This is a genomic window from Pantoea anthophila (genome assembly GCF_006494375.1).
GTDB classification, from domain to species: Bacteria; Pseudomonadota; Gammaproteobacteria; order Enterobacterales; family Enterobacteriaceae; genus Pantoea; species Pantoea anthophila.
Genome location: NZ_VHIZ01000035.1, coordinates 1 through 12,928, shown reverse-complemented (window position 1 = coordinate 12,928; position 12,928 = coordinate 1). Strand labels below are relative to the sequence as shown.

General features: G+C 58.2%; 7 protein-coding genes. 5 read left to right on the top strand and 2 right to left on the bottom strand.

Features of this window, described 5'->3' with window-relative positions; translation table 11 throughout:
* The first annotated feature begins 250 nt into the window (after window positions 1–250).
* The 4 genes from metA to aceK all read left to right on the top strand — a co-directional run bounded on the left by metA (window position 251) and on the right by aceK (window position 6,171).
* Complete coding sequence (metA, locus tag FJW00_RS06100) at window positions 251–1,180, top strand: homoserine O-acetyltransferase MetA (protein ID WP_009092644.1); 930 nt, start codon at window positions 251–253, stop codon at window positions 1,178–1,180.
* Between the two features lie 263 nt (window positions 1,181–1,443).
* Window positions 1,444–3,042: a malate synthase A gene (aceB, locus tag FJW00_RS06095; RefSeq protein WP_140923284.1), complete on the top strand. Its 1,599-nt coding sequence runs from the start codon at window positions 1,444–1,446 to the stop codon at window positions 3,040–3,042.
* A 17-nt stretch (window positions 3,043–3,059) separates the two neighbouring features.
* Window positions 3,060–4,361 carry an isocitrate lyase gene (aceA, locus tag FJW00_RS06090; RefSeq protein ID WP_009092641.1) on the top strand — a complete coding sequence of 434 codons (1,302 nt, stop codon included), beginning with the start codon at window positions 3,060–3,062 and terminating at the stop codon, window positions 4,359–4,361.
* A gap of 61 nt (window positions 4,362–4,422) precedes the next feature.
* Complete coding sequence (gene aceK / locus FJW00_RS06085; protein WP_140923283.1) at window positions 4,423–6,171, top strand: bifunctional isocitrate dehydrogenase kinase/phosphatase; 1,749 nt, start codon at window positions 4,423–4,425, stop codon at window positions 6,169–6,171.
* On the opposite strand, the gene iclR is transcribed toward aceK, so the two are convergent.
* Entirely contained in the window at window positions 6,146–6,973 is an 828-nt protein-coding gene (gene iclR, locus FJW00_RS06080; protein WP_046100998.1) for a glyoxylate bypass operon transcriptional repressor IclR, read from the bottom strand. The two genes, aceK and iclR, sit on opposite strands and share 26 nt — an antisense overlap.
* 194 nt (window positions 6,974–7,167) lie before the next feature.
* On the opposite strand from iclR, the gene metH reads away from it, so the two are divergent.
* Window positions 7,168–10,851, top strand: coding sequence for a methionine synthase (metH, locus tag FJW00_RS06075; RefSeq protein WP_140923282.1), 3,684 nt, complete (start codon window positions 7,168–7,170; stop codon window positions 10,849–10,851).
* 360 nt (window positions 10,852–11,211) lie between these two features.
* Here metH and FJW00_RS06070 read toward each other — a convergent pair.
* Window positions 11,212–12,928 (bottom strand): YjbH domain-containing protein (locus FJW00_RS06070; RefSeq protein WP_140923281.1); only part of this gene is annotated, 1,717 nt, incomplete at its 5' end.

Here is a 12,928-nt window from a genome sequence, read left to right as displayed (position 1 = left end):
TCAGAAGTGAAACGCCGTAGCGCCGATGGTAGTGTGGGGCCTCCCCATGCGAGAGTAGGGAACTGCCAGGCATTATATAAGTGAAGAAGCCCCGCACTGACGTGCGGGGCTTTTTTACGTCTGCTGTTTGCCAGTTTAAGCTGAAACATTTTCATTTTCTGCATGAAACCTCGACAACTCACCCCAATCAGGCTAATGTTGGGCATCCAGATGTCTAAACGTTTATACGGTTGTATGAGGTGAGCAGGTTATGCCAATCAGGGTTCCCGACGAATTACCGGCAGTAAATTTTTTGCGTGATGAAAATGTCTTTGTCATGACATCATCGCGCGCCAGTGTTCAGGAGATCCGTCCGCTTAAAGTGCTGGTACTGAATCTGATGCCGAAGAAGATCGAAACGGAAAATCAGTTTCTGCGTCTGCTGTCCAACTCACCCTTACAGATCGATATTCAGCTGCTGCGTATCGACAGCCGTGAGTCGCGCAACACCCCCAGCGAGCACCTCAACAACTTCTACTGCAATTTCGAAGATATTCAGCACGACAACTACGATGGCTTAATCGTGACAGGTGCGCCGCTCGGACTAGTTGATTTTAACGATGTCGCTTACTGGCCACAGATTCAGCGCGTGCTGCACTGGGCAAATGAGCATGTTACCTCGACCCTGTTTGTCTGCTGGGCAGTGCAGGCTGCGCTGAATATTCTCTATGGTATTCCGAAACAAACCCGACAGAACAAACTGTCTGGCGTCTATGAGCATCAGATACTGCATCCGCACGCGTTACTGACCCGGGGTTTTGATGATAACTTCCTGGCTCCGCACTCACGCTATGCTGATTTTCCTACCCAGCTGATCACGGATTACACCGATCTTGAGCTGTTTGCTGAATCGGAACAAACCGGTGCGTATCTGATGGCGAGCAGGGACAAGCGACTGGTCTTTGTTACCGGTCACCCGGAGTATGATGCCCTGACCCTGGCCGGTGAGTACCATCGCGATTATGAAGCGGGCGTGAAACCGGAGATTCCTTATAACTATTTCCCGCAGAATAATCCGGCGCTGCCACCGCGGGCCACCTGGCGCAGCCACGGCAATCTGCTGTTTTCGAACTGGCTCAACTACTACGTCTATCAGATCACGCCGTTCGATCTGCGTCACATGAATCCGACGCTGGAATAGTCCCGCTTAATCTTCAACTGAACCGTGTTAGCCGATGGCAGCACGGTTTTTTTTCGCCTGTAAAAAGCCAGATGAAAAGCATTCCTTTAAAAAATAAAACTTTAATCCGTTCTGAAACAGAGGGATATCGCCGTTTAAATATAAAAATGGAAATAGTTTTTGATTTAAGAAAATAAATGCTTATGCTCTGGATCTGTAGCTCACAAAACAAACAGCGAGTGGATCCGCTGCATTCGATCTTTTGAATACAGGAGAGCGCCAGCATGACAGATTCCGTGATCAGCCATACCCTGACCTTCAGCCAGCCCCTGAACCAGGGAGCAGAGAGCCTGTTTACCTCTGAAGCCATCTCGTTTTTAGCGGCTCTGGTGACACGCTTTGCGCCGCAACGCGAAGCACTGTTACTCGACCGTCAGCGGCGACAACAACGCTATGACCATGGCACGCTGCCAGACTTCGATATGGAAACCGCTTCCATAAGAGAAAGTGAATGGCATATTCGATCCATTCCGGCCGATTTAGCGGATCGCCGGGTGGAGATCACCGGGCCGCCCGATCGGAAAATGGTGATCAACGCGCTGAATGCTGACGTGAACGTCTTTATGGCTGACTTTGAAGATTCGCTTTCCCCGGCGTGGTCAAAACTAATTGACGGTCAGCTGACGCTGCGCGAGGCGGTGCAGGGGACGCTGAGTTACACCAGCGACAAGGGCAAAATCTATCAGTTGAACGCCCACCCGGCGGTGCTGATGTGCCGGGTGCGCGGTCTGCATCTGTCAGAAAAACATGTCAGCTGGCAGGGTAAGGCGATTCCGGGCGGCCTGTTCGATTTCGCTCTCTACTTTTTCCACAACGTTCGCGCTTTACTGGCGAAAGGCAGCGGCCCTTACTTCTATCTGCCGAAAACCGAAAGCTGGCAGGAGGTCGCCTGGTGGCGTGAGATCTTTCGTTTCAGCGAGGATCAGTTCGATCTGCCGCGCGGAACGATCAAAGCGACGGTGCTGATCGAGACCCTGCCTGCGGTCTTCCAGATGGATGAGATCCTGTGGAATCTGCGCGATCACATCGTCGGCCTGAACTGCGGTCGCTGGGATTACATCTTCAGCTATATCAAAACCCTGCAACAGCATCCGGATCGGATATTGCCGGATCGCCAGTCGGTGACCATGTCGCAGCCATTCCTGGATGCCTATTCGCGACTGCTGATTAAAACCTGTCATCGCCGGGGGGCATTTGCGATGGGGGGCATGTCGGCCCTCATTCCCCACAAAGATCCGGCGCGCAATGCCTGGGTATTGCAACGCGTAACGGAAGATAAGCAGCGTGAGGCGGGCAATGGGCACGACGGCACCTGGATAGCGCATCCTGGCCTGGCAGAGAGTGCGATGGCCGTCTTCAATGCCGCTCTCGGCGATCGGCCTAATCAGCTGCATGTCATGCGTGAAGCGGACGCCCCGATCACGGCAGAGCAGTTACTTGCGCCCTGTGAAGGGCAACGCACCGAGGCGGGTATGCGTGCCAACATTCGCGTCGCGCTGCAATACCTTGAGGCCTGGATTAGCGGTAACGGCTGTGTGCCGATTGATGGACTGATGGAGGATGCCGCTACGGCGGAGATTGCGCGCACCTCTATCTGGCAGTGGATTCGCCACCAGCAAATCCTGGACAGCGGCCAGCCGGTCACCGCTGAACTGTTTCTGCGCTGGCTGAACGAAGAGCTGCATCTGCTGCAAAACACGCTGGGTGAATCCCGTTTCAGCGGCGGTCGCTACCACGACGCGGCGCAGCTGATGGCGCAGATCACCACCGAACGCGAACTGGTTTCCTTTCTTACCCTGCCAGGCTACCGCCTGATCCCCTGAACAGAGGAGCTATTGCCATGACACGCACTCAACAAATCGAGCAACTTGAACAGGATTGGCAGACCGCACGCTGGCATGGGATTACCCGCCCATACAGCGCAGCAGAGGTGGTTAATCTGCGCGGCTCATTACAACCCGCCTGTACGCTGGCGGAGCGCGGTGCAGAGAAACTCTGGGCACTGCTGAACGGCAAGGCAAAGAAGGGCTACATCAACAGTCTGGGCGCGCTGAGCGGCGGTCAGGCCCTTCAGCAGGCGAAAGCGGGCATTGAAGCGATCTATCTCTCTGGCTGGCAGGTGGCGGCAGATGCCAACGTTGCCGGGCAGATGTATCCCGACCAGTCGCTCTATCCGGTCAACTCAGTGCCGGAGGTCGTGACGCGCATCAATCAGACCTTTCAGCGTGCCGATCAGATTCAGTGGTCTGCGGGTATAGAAGCGGGTGACAGCCGGTACACCGATTTCTTTCTGCCGATTGTTGCCGATGCGGAAGCGGGTTTTGGCGGCGTGCTGAACGCATTTGAACTGATGAAGGCGATGATTCAGGCGGGTGCCGCGGCGGTTCACTTCGAGGATCAGCTGGCTGCGGTGAAAAAATGCGGCCATATGGGCGGTAAGGTGCTGGTGCCGACTCAGGAGGCGATACAGAAACTGGTGGCAGCCCGGCTGGCCGCCGATGTGATGGGAGTACCCACCCTGCTGCTGGCCCGCACCGATGCCGATGCCGCTGACCTGATCACTTCAGATTGCGATGAATATGACCGTCCCTTTATCCGGGGCGACCGGACGGCAGAAGGGTTCTTTCGCACCCATGCGGGGATAGAACAGGCGATCAGTCGCGGTCTGGCCTATGCACCCTATGCTGACATCCTGTGGTGTGAAACCTCGACGCCGGACCTGGCGATGGCGCAGCGCTTTGCCGACGCCATCCATGCGCGCTTTCCCGGTAAGCTGCTGGCCTACAACTGTTCGCCGTCATTCAACTGGAAGAAGAATCTCGACGACAGCACCATCGCGACGTTTCAGCAGTCGCTCAGCGACATGGGTTATCGCTTCCAGTTCATCACGCTGGCAGGCATTCACAGCATGTGGTTCAACATGTTCGATCTGGCCCATGCCTATGCTCAGGGCGAAGGAATGCGTCACTATGTTGAAAAGGTTCAGCAACCTGAGTTTGCGGCGCGCGATCGCGGTTACAGCTTCTCGTCGCATCAGCAGGAGGTGGGCACCGGCTATTTCGATCAGGTCACCACCACCATTCAGGGCGGTAAATCATCGGTCACGGCGCTGACCGGTTCGACCGAAGAGCATCAGTTCTGACGCGCTTTCCTGACGGATCTCCCGCCCGCATGCTGCGGGCGGGCCTTTGCCGGAGCTGATTATGCCGCCACGTGAATCTTTAATCGCCCACACGATTTTGCAGGGGTCAGATGCGCAGTATGGCCGCTTTCTGGATATCACCGCCGGGGCGCAGCAGCGGTTTGAACAGGCGGAGTGGCAGGCGGTGCAGCACGCCATGAAGGCTCGCATCCACCTCTACGACCATCATGTCTCTCTGGTTGCTGACCAGCTGCGGGTGCTGAACGGCGCGGCAGACTGGGATCAGGCATTCTGGCTGCGGATCAAGGAACACTATCAGAGCCTGCTTCCCGGCTACCCGCGGCATGAGATTGCCGAAAGCTTTTTTAACTCCGTCTACTGCCGGTTACATGGCCATGCCGATCTGCAGCCGGAGCGCCTGTTTATCTTCAGCTCTCAATCCCAGGCTACGCCGGTCACCCCTTTACGGCCCCTGTCGCGACGTTATCTGCCGGACAGAGGCTGGCGGGCCGTGGTGGATCAGGCTCTGGCCGATTTACCGCTGACCCTGCCGTGGCAGCATCGCGCCCGGGATGTCGGCTGGATTGTCCGTCACCTGACGTCGCACTTTGCCGGTCTGGATCAGGGCTGGCTTGAGGTCAACAGTGAGCTTTTTTATCGCAACAAAACCGCGTGGCTGGTGGCGCGCCTGCATCTGCCGGACGGCATCGCTCCCTGTCTGCTGCCGATTCAGCGCACTGACGCCGGCGAACTCTGGATAGACACCTGTCTCACCGATGTGAATGACGCCAGCATTGTCTTTGGGTTCGCCCGCGCCTGTTTCATGGTCTATGCCCCGGTGCCTGCTGCGCTGGTCGCCTGGCTGCAACCGATTCTGCCGGGCAAAACCCTGGCGGAACGGTACAGGGCGATTGGCTGCCAGAAACATGGCAAAACGGAAAGCTACCGTGAATATCTTCAGGCGCTGGCAGAGAGTGATGCGGCCTTTGAGATCGCGCCTGGCGTGCGCGGCATGGTGATGCTGGTTTTCACGCTGCCGGGGTTTGATCGGGTGTTTAAGGTGATTAAGGATCGCTTCGCGCCACAGAAAGAGGTGACGGAAGCGCAGGTGCGCGCCTGTTATCAGCAGGTCAAAGAGCATGATCGCGTGGGACGTATGGCCGATACGCAGGAGTTTGAGCAGTTTGCGCTGCCGCTGGCGCGCTTCTCACCGGCGCTGCTGGCTGAGCTGAACGCCTGTGCAGCAGAAAAAGTGGAGATCCAGGGCGACCGTCTGATTATTCGTCATCTGTGGCTGGAGCGACGGATGCAGCCGCTTAATCTCTATCTGGCGCAGGCCAGCGCGGCAGAGCGGCATCATGCGATCGAGGAGTATGGCAATGCCATCCGGCAGCTGGCGGCCGCCAATATCTTTCCCGGCGATATGCTGTTTAAAAACTTCGGCATCACCCGTCATGGCCGGGTCATTTTTTATGACTACGATGAGATCCGCCCGATGCTCGAACTGAACTTCCGGGAGGTGCCGCGCGCGCGTTATGAGGAAGATGAACTCAGCGCAGAGCCCTGGTACAGCGTCGGGCCGGACGATGTGTTTCCGGAGACTTTCCGCTATGCGTTATGCAGCGAAGCCGCGACCGGCGCCTTGCTGCTGCAACTGCATCCGGAGCTTTTTGACCCCGGCTGGTGGCGCGCTCAGCAGCAGCGCATCGCTCAGGGCCATGTGGAAGAGGTGATTGCCTGGCGGCAGACGCAGCGTTTCAGCGTCTGCTACGCGGCAGAAACCGTTAACGACCGCTGTACGCCAGCGTAACCTGTCGCGCCTCGCGGATGACCAGCGCGCCGAGTTCAGTAATGCGGTCATCCGTCATGCGGGCAATCGGCCCGGAGATGGAGAGCGCCGCAAAGGCGTCGCCATGTTCGTCATAGATGGGGGCGGCGACACAGCGCAGACCCAGCGCATGCTCTTCATCGTCAAAGGAAAAGCCCGCTTTGCGCACCTGTGCCAGATTCTCTTTCAGGCTCTGCGGCGACATCAGCGTCTTCGCGGTGTAGTAGTGCAAGCCCTTCTGATGCAACAGCGCCGTGACCTGCTCATCGCCCAGATGTGCCAGGAACGCTTTGCCGGCACCGGAGGCGTGCATCGGCAGCTTGCCGCCAATCGGCGCAGACATCCGCATCAGCTGCGTGCACTGCACCTGATCGATGATCACTGCCTGATGATCGCTGAGATCCAGTACCGCCAGATTGACCGTCTCGCCGGACTGCTCCATCAGCCTGCGCAGCACCGGGTGCACCAGCGCCAGCAGGTTACGGCTTTGCAGAAAACTGCTGCCGACCACAAAGGCGTGTGCGCCGATAGTCCACAGACCCAGGTCGCCCACCTGACGGACAAAACCCTGCTGCTGCATGGTGCTGAGCAGGCGATGGGTGGTGGAGTTTGGCAGGCCCGCCTGCTGGGCCAGTTCGGTCAGCGCCACGCTGCCGTGTGAATCGGCAATCAGCTCCAGCAGGGTCAGGCCGCGCGTCAGCGACTGGACCTGACCGCCCGCTGGTGCGGCGACAGGCGTGCTACGGGGTTTTTTGCCGCGCTTAGCGGGAACCGGCGTTGCCATGGGAAACTCCTCTTTTGCATTGTGGAAATCATTTTCGTTTTAATCGTGACGTTTGCAAACGCTGCTTTTCTGGTCAGACCTCTCAGCCCGCGATCGTTATCCGTCCCGGATAAGGTGACTTTGTCGCCAGTTAAGCTTGTGCCAGAATGAAAAACAGGCTTTTTCGCCAGCAAACTGACGTGAGTGGGGCAACGGTGAGCACGAAAATCGACGCGTTATATCAGCAGCTCGCACAACGCATTATGGTGCTGGACGGTGCCATGGGCACCCTGATCCAGCGCTACCGGCTGGAGGAGGCGGATTTTCGCGGCAGCCGCTTCGCAGAGTGGCCCTGCGATCTTAAAGGCAACAACGATCTGCTGGTGCTGAGTCAGCCGGCGGTGATCCGCGAGATCCACGACGCCTATCTGGCCGCAGGCGCTGACATCCTCGAAACCAACACCTTCAATGCCACGTCGATTGCGATGGCAGATTACCGCATGGAAAGCCTCTCGGCAGAAATCAACCGTGAAGCGGCCCGGCTGGCACGATCCTGCGCCGATGCATGGACGGCAAAAACGCCGGATCGCCCGCGCTTTGTGGCGGGCGTGCTGGGCCCGACTAACCGCACCTGCTCTATCTCGCCCGATGTAAACGATCCCGCCTTCCGCAACGTCACCTTCAGTCAGCTGGTGGACGCGTACCGGGAGTCGACCCGCGCGCTGGTGGAGGGCGGTGTTGACCTCATCATGATTGAGACGGTGTTTGACACGCTGAATGCGAAAGCCGCGGTCTATGCGGTGCAGAGCGAGATGGAGGCGCTGGGCGTGACGCTGCCGCTGATGATCTCCGGGACGATTACCGATGCCTCCGGGCGGACGCTCTCCGGCCAGACCACCGAAGCCTTTTATAACGCTCTGCGTCATGCAGAACCCCTCTCTTTTGGCCTGAACTGTGCGCTCGGCCCGGATGAGCTGCGTCAGTATGTGGCGGAGCTGTCGCGCATCGCTGAGGGCTACGTCAGCGCGCACCCCAACGCGGGTCTGCCCAATGCGTTTGGCGAATATGATCTCGATGCGGAAGTGATGGCCCGGCAGATGGGGGAATGGGCCCGTGCCGGCTTCCTGAATATTATTGGCGGCTGCTGCGGCACGACGCCGCAGCATATTGCCGCCATGGCCGCCGCTGTTGAAGGCGTCGCACCGCGGAAGCCACCGGCTATTCCGGTGGCCTGTCGTCTCTCCGGTCTGGAGCCGCTTAACATCAGCGCCGAATCACTGTTTGTGAACGTCGGGGAGCGCACCAACGTCACCGGCTCGGCAAAATTTAAAAGACTGATTAAAGAAGAGAAATATCACGAGGCGCTGGACGTCGCGTTGCAGCAGGTGCAGAGCGGCGCGCAGATTATCGACATCAATATGGATGAAGGGATGCTCGACGCTGAAGCGGCGATGGTGCGTTTTCTGAATCTGATTGCGGGCGAACCCGATATCGCCCGCGTGCCGGTGATGATCGACTCTTCGAAATGGGCAGTGATTGAAAAAGGGTTACAGTGCATTCAGGGCAAAGGGATCGTTAACTCGATTTCGATGAAGGAGGGCGAGGCGGCCTTTATCCATCATGCCCGTCAGGTGCGGCGCTACGGCGCTGCCATGGTGGTGATGGCCTTTGATGAAGTGGGGCAGGCGGATACCCGCGCCCGTAAGATCGCGATCTGCCGCCGGGCTTATCAGATCCTCACACAGGAAGTCGGTTTCCCGCCGGAAGATATCATCTTTGACCCCAATATCTTTGCCGTGGCGACCGGCATAGAGGAGCACAACAACTACGCGATGGACTTTATCGGGGCGTGCGAAGATATCCGGCGTGAACTGCCCCATGCGATGATCTCGGGCGGCGTCTCCAACGTCTCATTTTCTTTTCGCGGCAACGAACCGGTTCGCGAAGCGATCCACGCCGTGTTCCTCTATCACGCTATCCGCAACGGCATGGGGATGGGGATTGTCAACGCTGGCCAGCTGGCTATCTATGACGATCTGCCCGCTGAACTGCGTGATGCCGTCGAAGATGTGATCCTCAACCGGCGCGAAGAGGGCACCGAGCGGCTGCTGGCGCTGGCGGAAACGTATCGTGGTGGCAAAAGTGACGGCGCGCAGGAGAAACAGCTGGCGGAGTGGCGTGGCTGGGCGGTAGCTAAGCGGCTGGAATATTCACTGGTTAAAGGAATAACGGAGTTTATTGAGCAGGACACCGAAGAGGCGCGCCAGCAGGTGTCCCGCCCGATAGAGGTTATTGAAGGGCCGCTGATGGCGGGCATGAATGTGGTCGGCGACCTGTTCGGCGAAGGCAAAATGTTTTTGCCGCAGGTGGTGAAATCGGCACGCGTCATGAAACAGGCGGTGGCGTATCTGGAACCCTTTATCGAGGCCAGCAAAGAGGCCGGGCGCAGCAACGGCAAAATCGTGCTGGCCACGGTGAAAGGGGATGTGCATGACATCGGCAAGAATATTGTTGGCGTGGTGCTGCAGTGCAATAACTACGAAATTATCGACCTGGGCGTGATGGTGCCAGGGGAGAAGATCCTGAAAACCGCGCGGGAAGTCGATGCGGATATCATCGGCTTGTCGGGCCTGATCACGCCGTCGCTGGATGAGATGGTTAACATGGCGAAGGAGATGGAGCGTCAGGGCTTTACGCTGCCGCTGCTGATAGGCGGCGCGACTACTTCAAAGGCGCATACCGCCGTCAAAATCGAGCAGCACTACAGCGGTCCGACGGTTTACGTGCAGAACGCTTCACGCACCGTCGGCGTGGTGTCATCGTTGCTCTCCGACACGCTGAAAGCCGATTTTATTGCCCGGACCCGACGGGAGTATGAAACCGTGCGCATCCAGCACGCACGCAAAAAACCGCGCACGCCGCCGGTGTCGCTGCAGGCCGCGCGCGATAACGCCAGCCTGATCGCGTGGGAAAATTACACGCCACCGGTGCCACATCGCCCCGGCGTCAGTCAGGTTGAGGCCAGTATCGACACGCTGCGCCACTATATCGACTGGACGCCGTTCTTTATGACCTGGTCGCTGGCGGGCAAATATCCCCGCATTCTGGAAGATGAGGTGGTGGGTGAAGAGGCACAGCGTCTGTTTGCCGATGCCAGTGCGATGCTTGACAGGCTAAGTGAGCAGTCGCTGCTGACACCACGGGGCGTGGTCGGTATTTTCCCGGCTAACCGGGTCGGTGACGATATCCATCTCTATAGCGATGAGCGGCGCGATGAAGTTTTGTGTGTGAGTCATCACTTACGTCAGCAGACAGAGAAAGCCGACTTTGCAAACTACTGCCTGGCCGATTTCGTGGCACCCAAATCAACGGGAAAAGCGGATTATCTTGGCGCTTTCGCGGTGACCGGCGGGCTGGAAGAGGATGCGCTGGCGGCGGCGTATGACCTGCAGCATGACGACTACAACAAGATTATGGTGAAGGCGCTGGCGGACCGTCTGGCGGAGGCGTTTGCCGAATATCTGCATGAGCGGGTGCGTAAGGTGATCTGGGGCTTCGCCCCCAATGAAAATCTCAGCAATGACGAGCTGATTCGCGAGCGTTATCAGGGGATACGACCGGCGCCAGGCTATCCGGCCTGCCCGGATCACACCGAAAAAGCGGCCATCTGGACGCTGCTGGGGGTGGAAGAACAGATCGGCATGACGCTCACCGAATCCTATGCCATGTGGCCGGGCGCCGCCGTCGCTGGCTGGTACTTCAGCCATCCTGACAGTCGATATTTCGCCGTGGCGCAGATCCAGCGTGACCAGGTGGAGGATTATGCGGCCCGCAAAAGCATGTCGGTCAGCGAAGTGGAACGCTGGCTGGCACCGCATCTTGGCTACGACGAGGAGTAAAAAAGCGGGCTGAAGGCCGTTTCAGACAGCTGGAAATTTAAATCCGGGCGAATCTTACTGCAATGAATAAGCTCAATGCGCAGGGAACCCGGTCAGAAGAGGAAAGCGTCCCGCGCCAGGGACGGCGCGGGACGAGCGGCCAGGGATTGGCATTAGCGCCTTTCCGATCTGACCGGGTTTCCTGTGCGTGCACCCGCTTACCGCAGAGCAGGCTCAGGGAGCATACGCCTTGCGCAAAGTCGCCTTAACGCCATCCCTGGCAGGCTCAGCGCGGGCCATCCCTGGCCCGCTATGCTTTGCTTCAGGCGTATGCTCCCATCGCTTTACGTCCGGCCGCCGTCTGAACGAGGCCGCCTCTGCTTAGTTAAAGCGCGCGTCGCGATCGGAGGTCAGATCATACAGCTGGTATTTACGACCCAGCATCTGACCGCCATCGCGCGTCAGCGGCACCCAGTTAACCTGCGCGCGACCGCGTGTTGGCGTCACGGTGAACAGATCCATCGGCACGGAGATATAGAAGCCTTTGGTGAAATCACCCTCGCCATACTCTTCCGAGGAGACGTTGGTTTTCGTGGCATACACTCCCACCATCACGCCGCTGTCAAAGCGCTTGGACACATCAACCGTCACGCCTTTATCTTTCGCCAGATACTGACCGACGCTGGCTTTCACCAGCACATCCTGCATAAACCACGGACGCCAGTAGCCGGTCAGGTTGCCGGTTGAGGCTTTATAGCGGTTGAACTGCATCATGTTGTCCCAGTCACGCTGCCGGACGTAGTTGGCATCGACGCCCACCGCCCAGTTCGCATCAACCGGACGATAGAGCACCTCGCCGCCCACGCCGCCATACATCGTCTCCAGATAACCGCCGTAGACCTGACCATAGAAGCCGTTACCAAGGTGGCCCATATAGTTGGCCTGCAGATCGTTAACGTAGACGTTATTCTCGACGTAGTCGCGGATATGGGTACGCACGCGCGGCAGCGATGAGTCGGCCGGTGCGCCGTTATAGTTGAACTTATCGTAGTTGTTGGCGAGGTTGCCAAACAGACTGCCCCCCACCAGCAGGTGGTCGGTCAGCCAGTAATCGACGTTACCCATCACGCCGACCTGATACATGTAGAAACTCTCCGGGCCGCCCACCGACTGATTCAGCACCGGTGACAGGCTGTAATTCAGGCGATCTTTGCGGATAAACATCCCCTGCTCAGTAGTGCCCGGATCGACCGGATCTTTGCGCGTCTGCTGCAGCGGCTGCTCATGGCCCAGCGGATAGCCTTGCAGATCGTTACGCAGGCTGGCGACCTGCGTTTCCGTGGTGACCTGCGGCATATTAAAGCGCGACTCGGTGACATTGATGGTGTCGATGCCGTCCGGCAGATGATTCATGATGATGCGGTTAGCACGATCGACGCCTTCGCGGGTATCGCGATATTTGGTCTGCTCACCGGAGACATAGAGCGTATGCCCCTGTGTCTGAATACGCGGGCCATCGAGACCGGCGTTATATTTCAGGTCGGTAAGCTGATTCCCCACCACGGTCGGCTCCAGCAGACGCGGCTGTGGCTGAGGATTGTAGGCGGGCTTCTCGCTGTCGATGTGCGCCTGGCGCAGATCGTTAAAGTTCGTGCGCAGGGTAACACCAAACATAAAGGTGTTGCCGCGTTCGTAGCTGGCGTTGATATCCGCCCAGTCGGTCACACGGTAAATCGCCCCGACGTTCAGCTTGCTGCGCTGCTCCAGACGGCCAGCAAAGTCATTCTGATAGTCGTTCCCCTCATACTCCATTTTAAGGCGCAGCGGCTGCCAGGGGGTCTGATACTCAATACCGCCAAACAGCGCTGTCGGACCGTGGAACATCTGCGAGCCGTTGATGGAACCCGCTTCGCCAACCCGTGGACGCTGACAGTAGCTGTCGCTGTAGGAACAGAAGGGGTTCTTCACCGTGCCGCTGTTGCCGAGATAGCCCCAGCCGAGACCGAACGTAAAGTCGAACGGCCCCCAGGCCTTGGTCGCCACCAGATATTCGCTGTCGAACAGGCCCGTGCCGCCGAGATCGCGGGTGCCGACCGCC